17 protein-coding genes are annotated in these 15,702 nt (G+C 57.6%); all 17 read left to right on the forward strand.

The window, feature by feature from the left end:
* Positions 1-182: 182 nt before the first annotated feature.
* The 17 genes from rpmH (at position 183) to atpD (ending at position 15,700) form a co-directional block, all read left to right on the forward strand.
* Complete coding sequence (gene rpmH / locus AB4O22_RS26760; RefSeq protein WP_003213577.1) at positions 183-317, forward strand: 50S ribosomal protein L34; 135 nt, start codon at positions 183-185, stop codon at positions 315-317.
* Positions 318-333: 16 nt separating this feature from the next.
* A complete protein-coding gene (gene rnpA, locus AB4O22_RS26765; RefSeq protein ID WP_003207107.1) occupies positions 334-735 on the forward strand; it encodes a ribonuclease P protein component in 402 nt (133 codons plus the stop codon).
* On the forward strand, positions 728-973 hold the full coding sequence (gene yidD, locus AB4O22_RS26770; protein ID WP_010465488.1) for a membrane protein insertion efficiency factor YidD: 246 nt from the start codon (positions 728-730) through the stop codon (positions 971-973). Before rnpA ends, yidD begins: the two co-directional genes overlap by 8 nt.
* Positions 974-975: 2 nt before the next feature.
* Complete coding sequence (yidC, locus tag AB4O22_RS26775; RefSeq protein WP_003207105.1) at positions 976-2,658, forward strand: membrane protein insertase YidC; 1,683 nt, start codon at positions 976-978, stop codon at positions 2,656-2,658.
* A 79-nt stretch (positions 2,659-2,737) separates the two neighbouring features.
* Entirely contained in the window at positions 2,738-4,108 is a 1,371-nt protein-coding gene (gene mnmE / locus AB4O22_RS26780; protein ID WP_003207104.1) for a tRNA uridine-5-carboxymethylaminomethyl(34) synthesis GTPase MnmE, read from the forward strand.
* A 564-nt stretch (positions 4,109-4,672) separates the two neighbouring features.
* Positions 4,673-6,571, forward strand: coding sequence for a tRNA uridine-5-carboxymethylaminomethyl(34) synthesis enzyme MnmG (gene mnmG, locus AB4O22_RS26785; protein ID WP_003207103.1), 1,899 nt, complete (start codon positions 4,673-4,675; stop codon positions 6,569-6,571).
* A 5-nt stretch (positions 6,572-6,576) separates the two neighbouring features.
* Positions 6,577-7,212, forward strand: a complete 636-nt coding sequence (gene rsmG, locus AB4O22_RS26790; protein ID WP_013694637.1) for a 16S rRNA (guanine(527)-N(7))-methyltransferase RsmG — start codon at positions 6,577-6,579, stop codon at positions 7,210-7,212.
* An 18-nt stretch (positions 7,213-7,230) separates the two neighbouring features.
* Positions 7,231-8,028, forward strand: coding sequence for a ParA family protein (locus AB4O22_RS26795; RefSeq protein WP_003207100.1), 798 nt, complete (start codon positions 7,231-7,233; stop codon positions 8,026-8,028).
* A 9-nt stretch (positions 8,029-8,037) separates the two neighbouring features.
* Entirely contained in the window at positions 8,038-8,910 is an 873-nt protein-coding gene (locus AB4O22_RS26800) for a ParB/RepB/Spo0J family partition protein (RefSeq protein ID WP_003207098.1), read from the forward strand.
* Between the two features lie 148 nt (positions 8,911-9,058).
* Positions 9,059-9,466 (forward strand): F0F1 ATP synthase subunit I, encoded by a 408-nt coding sequence (locus AB4O22_RS26805; RefSeq protein WP_013694636.1) that lies wholly within the window; start codon positions 9,059-9,061, stop codon positions 9,464-9,466.
* Between the two features lie 16 nt (positions 9,467-9,482).
* Positions 9,483-10,352, forward strand: a complete 870-nt coding sequence (atpB, locus tag AB4O22_RS26810; RefSeq protein WP_003207096.1) for a F0F1 ATP synthase subunit A — start codon at positions 9,483-9,485, stop codon at positions 10,350-10,352.
* 131 nt (positions 10,353-10,483) lie between these two features.
* Positions 10,484-10,741 carry a F0F1 ATP synthase subunit C gene (gene atpE, locus AB4O22_RS26815; RefSeq protein ID WP_003097235.1) on the forward strand — a complete coding sequence of 86 codons (258 nt, stop codon included), beginning with the start codon at positions 10,484-10,486 and terminating at the stop codon, positions 10,739-10,741.
* 58 nt (positions 10,742-10,799) lie between these two features.
* Complete coding sequence (locus AB4O22_RS26820) at positions 10,800-11,270, forward strand: F0F1 ATP synthase subunit B (protein WP_003187193.1); 471 nt, start codon at positions 10,800-10,802, stop codon at positions 11,268-11,270.
* A gap of 12 nt (positions 11,271-11,282) precedes the next feature.
* Complete coding sequence (locus AB4O22_RS26825; protein ID WP_003207094.1) at positions 11,283-11,819, forward strand: F0F1 ATP synthase subunit delta; 537 nt, start codon at positions 11,283-11,285, stop codon at positions 11,817-11,819.
* 21 nt (positions 11,820-11,840) lie between these two features.
* On the forward strand, positions 11,841-13,385 hold the full coding sequence (gene atpA, locus AB4O22_RS26830) for a F0F1 ATP synthase subunit alpha (protein WP_003207093.1): 1,545 nt from the start codon (positions 11,841-11,843) through the stop codon (positions 13,383-13,385).
* Between the two features lie 50 nt (positions 13,386-13,435).
* On the forward strand, positions 13,436-14,296 hold the full coding sequence (gene atpG / locus AB4O22_RS26835) for a F0F1 ATP synthase subunit gamma (RefSeq protein ID WP_003207090.1): 861 nt from the start codon (positions 13,436-13,438) through the stop codon (positions 14,294-14,296).
* A 27-nt stretch (positions 14,297-14,323) separates the two neighbouring features.
* Complete coding sequence (gene atpD / locus AB4O22_RS26840) at positions 14,324-15,700, forward strand: F0F1 ATP synthase subunit beta (protein WP_003207089.1); 1,377 nt, start codon at positions 14,324-14,326, stop codon at positions 15,698-15,700.
* Positions 15,701-15,702 lie beyond the last annotated feature (2 nt).

A 15,702-nucleotide genomic window follows, 5' to 3' on the forward strand; every position in this document is an offset into this window, starting at 1 on the left:
AAATAATTCCCTTCTTTATTTCTATATCTAGCGTCGTGTGATGAATCCGCCCAAGCGCCTGGATATCTATTTAAAGGAAACGCTGGTTGGAAATTGACCTAGAGGCTTGCTTTCTCTAGAATCCCCGGTCTCTTAAAACGGGGGCCATTCCGGCCCGTTGTGGACGAACCAGGTAACACGACATGAAACGTACTTTCCAACCAAGCACTATCAAACGCGCTCGTACCCACGGTTTCCGTGCTCGCATGGCTACCAAGAACGGTCGTGCCGTCCTGTCGCGTCGTCGCGCCAAAGGTCGTGCGCGTCTGGCAGTTTGATAATCCGGCACTGGAGGTGAGTCAGGACTTCAGTCGGGAAAAGCGTCTGCTTACACCCCGGCATTTCAAGGCAGTCTTTGACTCCCCTACCGGCAAGGTTCCGGGGAAAAATCTCCTGCTCCTTGCGCGCAGTAACGATCTCGATCACCCCCGACTAGGGCTGGTTATCGGGAAAAAGAGCGTCAAGCTCTCTGTTCAGCGCAATCGCCTCAAACGTCTGATGCGCGAATCGTTTCGCCTTAACCAGGATTCACTGGTTGGATGGGACATTGTTATCGTCGCGCGCAAAGGTTTGGGTGACGTAGAAAACCCCGAATTGATTCAGCATTTCGGCAAGCTCTGGAAGCGTCTGGCCCGCAACAAGCCAGTACCAGCAGTCAACACCGAAACTGTAGGGGTAGACAGTCCTGATGCGTAAACTGGCACTCGTTCCGATCCAGTTTTACCGCTATGCCATTAGTCCTTTGATGGCCAGTCACTGTCGTTTCTACCCCAGTTGTTCCTGCTACGCGTACGAAGCCATAGAAAATCATGGCCTACTGCGCGGTGGCTGGCTGACCTTTCGTCGTTTAGGTCGCTGTCATCCGTGGAATCCCGGCGGTTATGACCCGGTTCCGCCTATCCCTACCTCCCGTTCTTCTTCGATGGCCGAGTAATCATGGATATCAAACGCACGATCCTGATCGTCGCCCTGGCAATCGTGTCCTACGTCATGGTCCTTAAATGGAACCAGGACTATGGCCAGGCTGCCCTGCCGACTCAGAATGTTGCAGCCAGCAATACCGCACCGAGCCTGCCGGATGCCCCAGTTGGCAACAACGCTGCCAGCAATGACGACATCCCGCGCGCGGCAAGCGATACCAGCGCTCCCGCCGAAGCCCCCGTGGCCGTAAGCAAAGATCTCATCCAGATCAAGACGGACGTGCTCGAGCTGGCAATCGATCCACAAGGTGGTGACGTCGCCCAGCTGAAGCTGCCGCTGTACCCGCGTCGCCAGGATCATCCGGAAATCCCGTTCCAGTTGTTCGACAACGGTAACGAGCGTACCTATCTGGCCCAAAGTGGCCTGATCGGTACCAACGGCCCGGATTCGAACCCGGCCGGTCGCCCGATCTACTCCGCCGAGAAGAAGACTTATCAACTGGCTGACGGTCAGGACCAATTGGTCGTGGACCTGAAGTTCAGCAAGGATGGCGTCAATTACATCAAGCGTTTCACCTTGAAACGTGGCCTGTATGACGTAACCGTCTCTTACCTGATCGACAACCAGAGCGCACAGCCCTGGTCTGGTGCGATGTTCGCGCAATTGAAGCGTGACGCCAGCTCCGATCCTTCTTCGAGCACTGCCACCGGCACCGCGACTTACCTGGGCGCCGCCCTGTGGACAAGTTCGGAGCCGTACAAGAAAGTGTCGATGAAGGACATGGACAAGGGCCCGCTCAAGGAAACCGTCCAAGGTGGCTGGGTTGCCTGGCTGCAGCACTACTTTGTAACAGCCTGGATCCCGCAGAAAGGCGACAGCAACGTCGTCCAGACGCGGAAAGACAGCAAAGGCAACTTCATCATCGGTTACACCGGCCCGACATTGACTGCCGCGCCAGGTGCGAAAGCCGAAACCAGCGCCATTCTGTATGCCGGTCCTAAAAGCCAGGCCGTGCTGAAAGAGTTGTCCCCAGGTCTGGAACTGACTGTGGACTACGGTTTCCTGTGGTTCATTGCCCAGCCGATCTTCTGGCTGCTGCAACATATCCACAGCATCGTCGGTAACTGGGGCTGGTCGATCATTTTCCTGACCATGCTGATCAAGGGTCTGTTCTTCCCATTGTCGGCCGCCAGCTACAAATCCATGGCTCGCATGCGCGCTGTGGCCCCGAAACTGGCCGCGCTGAAAGAGCAACATGGCGATGACCGGCAGAAAATGTCCCAGTCCATGATGGAGTTGTACAAGAAAGAGAAGATCAACCCGCTGGGTGGATGCTTGCCGATTCTTGTACAGATGCCCGTGTTCCTGTCGCTGTACTGGGTGTTGCTGGAAAGCGTGGAGATGCGTCAGGCACCGTTCATGCTGTGGATTACCGACCTGTCGATCAAGGATCCGTTCTTCATCCTGCCGATCATCATGGGCGCGACCATGTTCATCCAGCAGCAGCTGAACCCAACGCCTCCGGATCCGATGCAGGCGAAGGTCATGAAAATGATGCCAATCATCTTCACCTTCTTCTTCCTGTGGTTCCCGGCTGGTCTTGTGCTGTACTGGGTTGTGAACAACGTGTTGTCCATCACTCAGCAGTGGTACATCACGCGTAAGATCGAAGCGGCTACGAAAAAAGCCGAGGCGTAACTTGCTCTGTGGATAACCACACAAAACGCCCCCTAGTGGGGCGTTTTGCTATCTGCCACTTTTGTCTGGATATCGCTTTATGAGCGCACCGCGTGAAACCATCGCCGCCGTTGCCACTGCCCAAGGTCGCGGCGGTGTCGGCATCGTCCGTATTTCGGGGCCCTTGGCCAGTGTTGCGGCCAAGGCAATCAGCGGTCGTGAACTCAAGCCGCGGTTTGCTCATTACGGTCCGTTTTTCAGTGATGACCAGCAGGTCCTTGACGAGGGGCTGGCCTTGTATTTCCCTGGGCCGAATTCGTTCACCGGCGAAGACGTACTGGAACTGCAAGGGCATGGCGGCCCCGTCGTGCTGGACATGCTGCTCAAGCGTTGCCTGGAACTGGGCTGTCGCCTGGCGCGGCCGGGTGAATTCAGTGAACGGGCATTCCTCAACGACAAGCTCGACCTGGCCCAGGCCGAGGCGATCGCCGATTTGATCGAAGCCAGTTCTGCGCAGGCGGCACGCAACGCATTGCGTTCCTTGCAGGGCGCGTTTTCCCTGCGTGTGCATAACCTCACCGAACAGTTGATCGGCCTGCGGATCTACGTCGAGGCCGCGATTGATTTCCCGGAAGAAGAAATCGACTTCCTAGCCGATGGCCACGTGCTGAGCATGCTGGATAAAGTGCGCGATGAGTTATCCACAGTACTGCGCGAAGCCGGGCAGGGTGCCTTGTTGCGCGATGGGATGACCGTGGTGATCGCTGGGCGTCCGAATGCCGGCAAGTCCAGCCTGTTGAATGCCCTGGCCGGTCGTGAAGCGGCGATTGTCACCGAGATCGCCGGCACCACCCGGGACATTCTGCGTGAACATATCCACATCGACGGCATGCCGCTGCACGTAGTGGATACCGCAGGTTTGCGCGACACCGAGGACCAGGTGGAAAAGATTGGCGTTGAACGGGCGCTCAAGGCCATCGGTGAAGCCGATCGGGTCCTGCTGGTGGTGGATGCCACCGCACCGGAAGCGGACGATCCATTTGCCCTGTGGCCTGAATTCCTCGAAGTCCGCCCGGATCCGGCAAAAGTCACCTTGATCCGCAACAAGGCCGACCTGACCGGGGAAGCGATTGTCCTTGAGGTCAGCAACGACGGCCATGTGACCATCAGCCTGAGCGCGAAGGCGGCTGGCGAAGGCCTGGAATTGCTGCGTGAACACCTCAAGGCCTGCATGGGTTACGAGCAGACCTCGGAAAGCAGCTTCAGCGCCCGCAGGCGGCATCTTGAAGCCTTGCGCCATGCCAGTGCCGCCCTGGAACACGGTCGCGCGCAGCTGACCTTGGCGGGGGCGGGTGAATTGTTGGCCGAAGACCTTCGCCAGGCCCAACATTCCCTTGGGGAAATTACCGGGGCCTTCAGCTCCGATGACTTGCTGGGGCGGATCTTTTCCAGCTTCTGCATCGGTAAATAACCCCGCCTTTCAAACCGGGTTTGCCCTCGAAGCCTCTCGAGTCCAACGCAAACCCGGTGCCTCTCCTCTGTTTTTGACACGATTGCCCTTGATGGCGGCTTGCCTGTGGACGCTGCGGCGATCCATCGCTGCGGTTTTCTGTGGATTAAGCCCTGTGAATAACTGCCATTGAGGTCGGTTGATAAACCCCCTTCAAAACTGAAGATAACCGCCTCTGTGGATAACAGGCCCATTCATCCACAGGCTTACACCGGTTATCCAAGCCCCTCATTGCCACCTGACCACAGGGTTTTGAATCTCTGTACATATTGAAAATAAAGGCCTGTGCAACGTTATCCACAGATAGGTGGCTCAGTAAGAATAAACATAAAAACAAAGATTTTATAAATTTCTTTCTTTTTAATTTCTTTAACCGCGAGTTTTCCACAGCTGGTTAAATTTTGTGCAAAGGGTTCTTTAGGAAAGGGGAAGTCCCTATACTTGCCGACCTGGCTCGAAAAACGCTCTGGCCAGGCTCAAGACCTATTTCCGAATTACCTGAATTAAGCAGGCACGAGGTGCGTGGTGGATTTCCCTTCCCGTTTTGAAGTGATCGTCATCGGCGGCGGTCATGCCGGTACCGAGGCAGCACTTGCATCAGCACGCATGGGGGCAAAAACCCTGTTGCTGACGCATAACGTGGAAACCCTCGGTGCCATGAGTTGCAACCCTGCCATTGGTGGGATCGGCAAAAGCCACCTGGTCAAGGAAATCGATGCCCTAGGCGGCGCGATGGCCATGGCCACCGATAAGGGTGGTATCCAGTTTCGCGTATTGAACAGCCGCAAAGGCCCAGCCGTGCGCGCTACACGCGCCCAGGCCGACCGAGTCCTGTACAAGGCCGCTGTCCGTGAAATCCTGGAAAACCAGCCGAACCTGTGGATATTTCAACAAGCGGCCGATGACCTGATCGTCGAGCAGGACCAGGTACGTGGTGTCGTCACGCAAATGGGCCTGCGGTTCTTCGCCGATTCCGTGGTGTTGACCACCGGGACCTTCCTCGGCGGACTTATCCACATCGGTTTGCAGAATTTTTCCGGCGGTCGCGCCGGTGATCCGCCGTCGATTGCTCTGGCTCACCGTCTGCGTGAGTTGCCATTGCGTGTCGGGCGCCTGAAAACCGGTACGCCACCTCGCATCGACGGCAAGTCCGTGGATTTCTCGGTGATGACCGAGCAGCCTGGCGATACGCCGATCCCGGTGATGTCGTTCATGGGCAACAAGGAACAGCATCCACGGCAAGTCAGTTGCTGGATCACCCACACCAACGCCCGCACCCACGAAATCATCGCGGCGAACCTCGATCGTTCGCCGATGTATTCCGCTGCCGGTGAAATCGAAGGTGTCGGCCCGCGCTATTGCCCGTCGATTGAAGACAAGATCCATCGCTTTGCCGACAAGGAAAGCCATCAGGTGTTCATCGAACCGGAAGGTTTGACCACCCATGAGTTGTATCCGAACGGGATATCCACAAGTCTGCCCTTCGACGTGCAATTGCAGATCGTGCAATCGATCCGTGGCATGGAGAACGCGCACATCGTGCGTCCGGGTTATGCGATCGAGTACGACTACTTCGATCCGCGCGATTTGAAGTACAGCCTGGAAACCAAAGCTATCGGCGGTCTGTTCTTCGCCGGGCAGATCAACGGCACCACCGGCTACGAAGAAGCTGGTGCCCAGGGTTTGCTCGCCGGAGCCAACGCCGCACTGCTCGCCAAGGGCAAAGAAGCCTGGTGCCCGCGCCGCGATGAGGCGTACATCGGTGTGCTGGTGGACGACCTGATTACCCTGGGAACCCAGGAACCGTATCGGATGTTCACCTCCCGGGCCGAATATCGCCTGATCCTGCGTGAAGACAACGCCGACCTGCGCTTGACCGAGAAAGGTCGCGAACTGGGGTTGGTGGACGACGCGCGTTGGGCCGCGTTCTGCAAGAAACGCGAGAGTATCGAGCTGGAAGAGCAGCGCCTGAAAAGCACCTGGGTTCGTCCCGGTACCGAGCAGGGCGATGCCATTGCGGCGAAATTCGGCACGCCGCTGACCCACGAATACAACCTGCTCAACCTCTTGAGCCGCCCGGAAATCGACTATGCCGGGCTGGTGGAAGTGACCGGCCAGGGCGCGGAAGATCCACAGGTGGCCGAACAGGTCGAGATCAAGACCAAATACGCCGGTTACATCGACCGCCAGCAGGACGAAATCGCCCGTCTGCGCGCCAGTGAAGACACCAAGCTGCCTGTGGATATCGATTACACCGGCATTTCCGGGTTGTCGAAGGAAATCCAGAGCAAGCTCGGTGCGACCCGTCCAGAGACCCTGGGCCAGGCCTCGCGCATTCCCGGCGTCACGCCGGCGGCGATTTCCCTGTTGATGATTCATTTGAAAAAACGCGGCGCCGGCCGCCAGTTGGAGCAAAGCGCTTGAGTTCGATGGTCACCTCGCAACACGCTGAAGAGTTATCCACAGGTGCCCGTCAGCTCGGCGTCAGCCTGACCGAAGCCCAGCACGCGCAATTGCTGGGTTATCTGGCGTTGTTGATCAAATGGAACAAGGCCTACAACCTGACCGCCGTGCGCGATCCGGACGAAATGGTCTCGCGCCATTTGCTCGACAGCCTCAGTGTCATGTCCTTCGTCGAAAATGGTCGCTGGCTGGATGTCGGCAGTGGCGGTGGCATGCCAGGAATCCCGCTGGCGATCCTGTTTCCCGACTCGCAAGTGACCTGCCTGGACAGCAACGGCAAGAAAACCCGCTTCCTGACCCAGGTCAAACTCGAACTCAAACTGGATAACCTGCAAGTTATCCACAGCCGCGTCGAAGCGTTCCAACCTGCCGAGCCGTTCAACGGGATCATCTCCCGGGCGTTCAGCAGCATGGAGAACTTCAGCAACTGGACTCGCCACCTGGGCGACGCCGATACGCGCTGGCTGGCAATGAAGGGCGTTCATCCGGCCGATGAGCTGGTAGCATTGCCGGCAGACTTCCACCTCGATAGCGAACACGCCTTGGCCGTACCCGGTTGCCAAGGCCAACGCCATCTGCTGATACTGCGCCGCACGGCATGATTGGGAACACAAGCAAGAATGGCTAAGGTATTCGCGATAGCGAACCAGAAGGGTGGTGTGGGCAAGACCACCACCTGTATCAACCTCGCAGCATCCCTGGTCGCGACCAAGCGCCGGGTGCTGTTGATCGATCTCGATCCACAGGGCAACGCCACCATGGGTAGCGGTGTGGATAAGCATGGCCTGGAAAACTCCATCTACGACGTCCTGATCGGCGAATGCGATCTGGGCCAGGCCATGCATTTTTCCGAACACGGCGGTTATCAACTGCTGCCGGCCAACCGTGACCTGACGGCGGCCGAAGTGGTGCTGCTGGAAATGCAGATGAAGGAAAGCCGTCTGCGCAGCGCCTTGGCACCGATCCGGGAAAACTACGATTACATCCTGATCGACTGCCCGCCGTCGCTGTCGATGCTGACCCTCAACGCCCTGGTGGCGGCCGATGGGGTAATTATCCCCATGCAGTGCGAATACTTCGCATTGGAAGGGTTGAGCGACCTTGTGGATAACATCAAGCGTATCGCCGAACTGCTGAACCCGGACCTGAAGGTCGAAGGCCTGCTGCGGACCATGTACGACCCGCGCCTGAGCCTGATGAACGATGTTTCGGCCCAGCTCAAGGAACACTTCGGCGAGCAGCTCTACGACACGGTCATCCCGCGTAACATCCGTCTGGCCGAAGCGCCGAGCTACGGCATGCCGGCCCTGGCCTACGACAAACAATCCCGTGGCGCGCTGGCTTACCTGGCCCTGGCGGGCGAGATGGTTCGCCGTCAGCGCCGCAATCCACGCACCGCTGCAGCCCAGCCAACTTAAGGAAACCCCATGGCCGTCAAGAAACGAGGTCTCGGACGTGGACTGGATGCACTGCTCAGCGGTCCCACTGTCAGCTCGCTGGAAGAGCAGGCCGTCCAGGTCGATCAGCGTGAGTTGCAGCATTTGCCGCTGGACCTGATCCAGCGCGGCAAATATCAGCCGCGCCGGGACATGGATCCGCAGGCGCTGGAAGAATTGGCCCAGTCGATCAAGAGCCAGGGCGTGATGCAGCCGATCGTGGTCCGGCCGATCGCCAATGGGCGCTTCGAGATCATTGCCGGCGAACGTCGCTGGCGCGCCAGCCAGCAGGCCGGCCAGGAAACCATCCCGGCGATGGTCCGCGATGTGCCGGATGAAACGGCCATCGCCATGGCGCTGATCGAGAACATCCAGCGTGAAGACCTCAATCCGATCGAGGAAGCCGTGGCCCTGCAGCGCTTGCAGCAGGAATTCCAGCTGACCCAGCAACAAGTTGCCGAGGCGGTGGGCAAGTCCCGCGTGACCGTGGCCAACCTGCTGCGCCTGATTGCGTTGCCGGAAGTCATCAAGACCATGCTGTCCCATGGCGACCTGGAAATGGGTCATGCCCGGGCATTGCTCGGTTTGCCGGAAAATCAACAGGTTGAAGGGGCGCGACATGTTGTCGCACGCGGTCTGACTGTGCGCCAAACCGAGGCACTGGTTCGCCAGTGGCTGAGCGGCAAACCGGCCCCTGTCGAGGCACCCAAAACCGATCCTGATATCGCTCGCCTGGAACAACGCCTGGCCGAGCGCCTGGGCTCTGCGGTGCAGATCCGCCACGGAAAGAAGGGCAAGGGACAATTGGTGATTGGTTACAACTCCCTCGATGAGCTGCAAGGTGTCCTTGCACACATTCGCTGAAACAATTGCTCTTGTAGCGCGCAGTCGGAAATCACTACCTGACAGTTGAATAGGGGCAGAACCGCCCCTATACTCTGCGCGCATTTTGTCGGCACAAATTATGCCAAGTTATTGAATTATGGCGGCCGACTATTGGAGAGCAAAAGCGATGGAAACCCGCACGCCAAACCGCTTGCCGTTCCATCGTCTGGCAGTTTTCCCGGTCTTGATGGCCCAGTTCACCGTTGTACTGATCGCCGCATTGGCGCTCTGGCAATGGAAAGGAGTCGTCGCCGGATACTCAGGGCTTTGCGGAGGCCTGATAGCCTTGCTTCCCAATATTTACTTTGCTCACAGGGCCTTTCGGTTTTCCGGCGCCCGAGCAGCCCAGGCTATCGTCCGGTCTTTTTATGCCGGTGAGGCGGGGAAACTGATTTTGACGGCAGTGCTGTTTGCATTGACGTTCGCAGGTGTGAAGCCACTGGCGCCGCTGGCTGTATTCAGCGTCTTCGTGCTGACCCAACTGGTTAGCTGGTTCGCTCCCCTGCTAATGAGAACAAGACTTTCGAGACCTTAGGGCGTTTGAGGCAACCATGGCAGAGACAACCGCTTCGGGCTATATCCAGCACCACTTGCAGAACCTGACCTTCGGTCAGCTACCCAACGGCGGCTGGGGCTTTGCCCACACCGCAGCAGAAGCCAAGGAAATGGGTTTCTGGGCTTTCCACGTCGATACCCTCGGCTGGTCGGTCGCATTGGGTCTGATCTTCGTTCTTCTTTTCCGCATGGCGGCAAAGAAGGCGACTTCCGGTCAGCCTGGTGCACTGCAGAACTTCGTTGAAGTACTGGTCGAATTCGTCGATGGCAGCGTGAAAGACAGCTTCCATGGCCGTAGCCCGGTGATCGCACCGCTGGCACTGACCATTTTCGTCTGGGTGTTCCTGATGAACGCCGTCGACCTGGTACCGGTCGACTGGATTCCTCAGCTGGCCATCCTGATCTCCGGCGACCACCACATCCCATTCCGCGCCGTGTCGACCACCGACCCGAACGCGACCCTGGGCATGGCCTTCTCGGTCTTCGCACTGATCATTTTCTATAGCATCAAGGTCAAGGGCATCGGCGGCTTCATCGGCGAACTGACCCTGCACCCGTTCGGCAGCAAGAACATCCTGGTTCAAGCCCTGCTGATCCCGGTGAACTTCCTGCTGGAGTTCGTGACCCTGATCGCCAAACCGATTTCTCTGGCACTGCGTCTGTTCGGCAACATGTATGCCGGCGAACTGGTGTTCATCCTGATCGCTGTGATGTTCGGCAGCGGCCTGCTGTGGCTCAGCGGCCTGGGTGTAGTCCTGCAATGGGCGTGGGCTGTGTTCCACATCCTGATCATCACCCTGCAGGCGTTCATCTTCATGATGCTGACCATCGTCTACCTGTCGATGGCGCACGAAGAAAACCATTAAGGCCAGTCTCGACTAGTCTGATGTCCTTCCCGGTCAAACGGGAAGGAGCCCGAACCGGGCTGAGAAACGATTTGTTTTACCGCTTTAATCTAAAAAACCTAAACCATACGACGTAAAAGTCGGGAGGAAAGATGGAAACTGTAGTTGGTCTAACCGCTATCGCTGTTGCACTGTTGATCGGCCTGGGCGCACTGGGTACCGCAATTGGTTTCGGCCTGTTGGGCGGCAAGTTCCTGGAAGGCGCAGCGCGTCAGCCAGAAATGGTTCCAATGCTGCAAGTCAAAATGTTCATCGTGGCCGGTCTGCTCGACGCCGTGACCATGATCGGTGTTGGTATCGCTCTGTTCTTCACCTTTGCGAACCCGTTCGTTGGTCAAATCGCTGGCTAATTACTCGGATGTCTCGAGTAGATTGGTGTGATGGACAACGTAACTGCGAGGTGTTGGCGTGAACATTAATGCGACCCTGATTGGCCAGTCCGTTGCGTTCCTGATTTTTGTACTGTTCTGCATGAAGTTCGTATGGCCTCCGGTCATTGCGGCATTGCACGAACGTCAAAAGAAGATCGCTGATGGTCTGGACGCTGCCAGCCGTGCAGCTCGCGACCTGGAGTTGGCCCATGAGAAAGTGGGTCAGCAACTGCGCGAAGCGAAAGCTCAGGCAGCTGAAATCATCGAGCAAGCCAAGAAACGCGGTACCCAGATTGTCGACGAAGCCCGTGAACAGGCTCGCGTCGAAGCTGACCGTGTGAAGGCTCAGGCTCAAGCCGAGATCGAACAGGAACTCAACAGTGTCAAAGACGCGCTGCGTGCCCAAGTGGGTGCCCTGGCCGTTGGCGGTGCTTCGAAGATCCTGGGTGCCACAATCGATCAAAACGCGCACGCAGAGCTGGTTAACCAACTGGCTGCTGAAATCTAAGCGAGGGCGATCATGGCAGAACTGACCACGTTGGCCCGACCTTACGCTAAGGCGGCCTTCGAGCACGCTCAGGCCCACCAGCAACTGGCCAATTGGTCAGCCATGCTCGGCCTGGCTGCAGCGGTGTCGCAAGACGACACCATGCAGCGCGTGCTCAAGGCCCCGCGACTGACGAGCGCAGAAAAGGCCGCCACGTTCATTGACGTGTGCGGCGACAAGTTCGATGCCAAGGCACAGAATTTCATTCACGTCGTTGCCGAAAACGACCGTCTCCTGCTTCTGCCGGAGATCGCCACTCTTTTTGACCTGTACAAGGCCGAGCAAGAGAAGTCGGTAGACGTGGAAGTGACCAGTGCTTTCGCATTGAACCAAGAACAGCAAGACAAACTCGCCAAGGTTCTCAGTGCACGACTCAACCGGGAAGTGCGCCTGCAAGTCGAGGAAGACAAGTCCCTGATAGGGGGCGTTGTAATCCGCGCCGGCGACCTGGTTATCGATGGCTCGATTCGCGGCAAAATCGCGAAACTTGCCGAAGCATTGAAATCTTGAGTTTGAAGGGGCAGCAGAGCAATGCAGCAACTCAATCCTTCCGAAATAAGTGAAATTATCAAGGGCCGCATCGACAAGCTCGATGTGACCTCCCAAGCCCGTAACGAAGGCACTGTCGTCAGCGTATCTGACGGTATCGTGCGGATTCACGGTCTGGCCGACGTCATGTACGGCGAGATGATCGAGTTTCCGGGCGGCGTCTACGGTATGGCCCTCAACCTGGAGCAAGACTCCGTAGGTGCCGTTGTACTGGGTTCCTACCAGTCGCTGGCCGAAGGCATGAGCGCCAAGTGCACCGGCCGCATCCTCGAAGTTCCAGTTGGAAAGGAACTGCTGGGTCGCGTTGTCGACGCACTGGGTAACCCTGTTGACGGCAAAGGTCCGCTGAACAACACCGAGACCGACGCGGTCGAGAAAGTTGCTCCTGGCGTGATCTGGCGTAAGTCGGTAGACCAGCCTGTACAAACTGGCTACAAGGCTGTCGATGCCATGATCCCTGTCGGCCGTGGCCAGCGTGAGCTGATCATCGGTGACCGTCAGATCGGTAAGACCGCTCTGGCGATCGACGCGATCATCAACCAGAAGAACAGCGGCATTTTCTGCGTCTACGTAGCCATCGGTCAGAAGCAATCGACCATCGCCAACGTGGTTCGCAAGCTGGAAGAAAACGGCGCCCTGGCCAACACGATCATCGTGGCAGCCAGCGCATCGGAATCTCCTGCGCTGCAGTTCCTGGCACCGTACTCCGGTTGCACCATGGGCGAATACTTCCGCGACCGCGGTGAAGACGCGCTGATCGTTTATGACGATCTGTCCAAGCAGGCAGTGGCTTACCGCCAGATCTCCCTGCTGCTGCGCCGTCCACCAGGCCGTGAAGCCTACCCAGGCGACGTGTTCTATCTCCACTCCCGTCTGCTGGAGCGCGCATCCCGCGTTTCGGAAGAGTACGTAGAGAAGTTCACCAACGGCGCAGTGACCGGCAAGACCGGCTCCCTGACCGCTCTGCCGATCATCGAAACCCAGGCTGGCGACGTTTCCGCGTTCGTTCCGACCAACGTGATTTCCATCACCGACGGTCAGATCTTCCTGGAATCGGCCATGTTCAACTCCGGGATCCGTCCTGCTGTGAACGCCGGTGTTTCGGTATCCCGTGTGGGTGGTGCCGCTCAGACCAAGATCATCAAGAAGCTGTCCGGTGGTATCCGTACCGCCCTGGCCCAGTACCGTGAACTGGCGGCATTCGCCCAGTTCGCTTCTGACCTGGACGAAGCGACCCGTAAGCAACTTGAGCATGGTCAGCGCGTTACCGAGCTGATGAAGCAGAAGCAATACGCACCAATGTCGATCGCTGACATGGCGCTGTCGCTGTATGCCGCTGAGCGTGGGTTCCTGACTGACGTTGAAATCGCCAAGGTCGGCAGCTTTGAACAAGCGCTGATTGCTTACTTCAACCGCGATCACGCCGACTTGTTGGCCAAGATCAACGTGAAGGGTGACTTCAATGACGAAATCGACGCTGGCATGAAAGCCGGTATCGAGAAGTTCAAGGCCACCCAAACCTGGTAAGCCGCAGCGGGGGTCGCAAGGCTCCCGCTTGCTAACCTGATAGGTGTTACATGGCAGGCGCAAAAGAGATTCGCAGTAAGATTGCGAGCATCAAAAGCACGCAAAAAATTACCAGCGCCATGGAAAAAGTGGCGGTCAGCAAAATGCGCAAGGCACAAATGCGCATGGCTGCTAGCCGCCCTTATGCGGAGCGCATCCGCCAGGTTATTGGTCATCTGGCCAACGCCAACCCGGAATATCGCCACCCGTTCATGATCGACCGTGCTATCAAGCGCGTCGGTTACGTCGTGGTGAGCAGTGACCGTGGTCTGTGTGGTGGCTTGAACACCAACCTGTTCAAGGCCCTGGTCAAGGACATGGCTGTAAACCGCGAACAAGGCGTCGAGATCGATCTGTGCGTGATTGGTAGCAAGGGTGCGGCTTTCTTCCGCAACTTCGGCGGCAACGTCGTCGCTGCTATCAGCCACCTGGGTGAAGAGCCGTCGATCAATGATCTGATCGGCAGCGTCAAGGTGATGCTGGATGCTTACCTGGAAGGCCGGATTGACCGCCTGTCCGTGGTATCCAACAAGTTCATCAACACCATGACGCAACAGCCAACCGTGGAGCAATTGATCCCACTGGTGGCGACCCCGGAACAGGAACTCAAGCACCACTGGGACTATCTCTACGAACCGGATGCCAAGGAGCTGCTTGACGGCTTGATGGTCCGCTACGTGGAGTCGCAGGTCTACCAGGCGGTGGTCGAGAACAACGCAGCTGAACAAGCAGCGCGGATGATCGCGATGAAGAACGCTACCGACAACGCCGGTGATTTGATCAGCGATTTGCAGCTGATCTACAACAAGGCGCGTCAGGCTGCGATCACCCAAGAGATCTCGGAAATCGTCGGCGGCGCTGCCGCGGTTTAACGGTTCAAATATTCAGAGGATCCAGCTATGAGTAGCGGACGTATCGTTCAAATCATCGGCGCCGTTATCGACGTGGAATTTCCACGCGACAGCGTACCGAGCATCTACAACGCGCTGAAAGTACAAGGCGCGGAAACTACCCTGGAAGTTCAGCAGCAGCTGGGCGACGGCATCGTTCGTACCATTGCGATGGGTTCTACCGAAGGCTTGAAGCGCGGTCTGGACGTTATCGACTCTGGCGCTGCCATCTCCGTACCGGTCGGTAAAGCGACCCTGGGCCGGATCATGGACGTACTGGGTAACCCGATCGACGAAGCGGGTCCGATCGACACCGAAGAGCGCTGGGGCATTCACCGTCCTGCGCCATCCTTCGCTGAACAGGCGGGCGGCAACGACCTGCTGGAAACCGGCATCAAGGTTATCGACCTGGTTTGCCCGTTCGCCAAGGGCGGTAAAGTCGGTCTGTTCGGTGGTGCCGGTGTAGGCAAGACCGTAAACATGATGGAACTGATCCGTAACATCGCCATCGAGCACAGCGGTTATTCCGTGTTCGCCGGTGTGGGTGAGCGTACTCGTGAGGGTAACGACTTCTACCACGAGATGAAGGATTCCAACGTTCTGGACAAAGTGGCACTGGTCTACGGCCAGATGAACGAGCCGCCGGGAAACCGTCTGCGCGTAGCCCTGACCGGCCTGACCATGGCCGAGAAGTTCCGTGACGAAGGTAACGACGTTCTGCTGTTCGTCGACAACATCTACCGTTACACCCTGGCCGGTACCGAAGTATCCGCACTGCTGGGCCGTATGCCTTCGGCAGTAGGTTACCAGCCGACCCTGGCTGAAGAGATGGGCGTTCTGCAAGAACGTATCACTTCGACCAAGGAAGGTTCGATCACTTCGATCCAAGCGGTATACGTACCTGCGGATGACTTGACCGACCCGTCGCCAGCGACCACCTTCGCCCACTTGGACGCCACCGTCGTTCTGTCCCGTGACATCGCTTCCCTGGGTATCTACCCAGCGGTTGACCCACTGGACTCGACTTCGCGCCAGCTGGACCCGAACGTGATCGGCCAGGAGCACTACGACACCGCTCGCGGCGTTCAGTACGTGCTGCAGCGCTACAAAGAGCTGAAGGACATCATTGCGATCCTGGGTATGGACGAGCTGTCGGAAGCCGACAAGCAGTTGGTATCCCGCGCTCGTAAGATCCAGCGCTTCTTGTCGCAGCCGTTCTTCGTGGCTGAAGTCTTCACCGGTGCCTCGGGTAAATACGTTTCCCTGAAAGACACCATTGCTGGCTTCAAAGGCATCCTCAACGGTGACTACGACCACCTGCCAGAACAAGCGTTCTACATGGTCGGCGGCATCGAAGAAGCGATCGAGAAAGCCAAGAAACTGTAATC

The sequence above is a fragment of the Pseudomonas sp. S3_B11 genome (assembly GCF_054667715.1).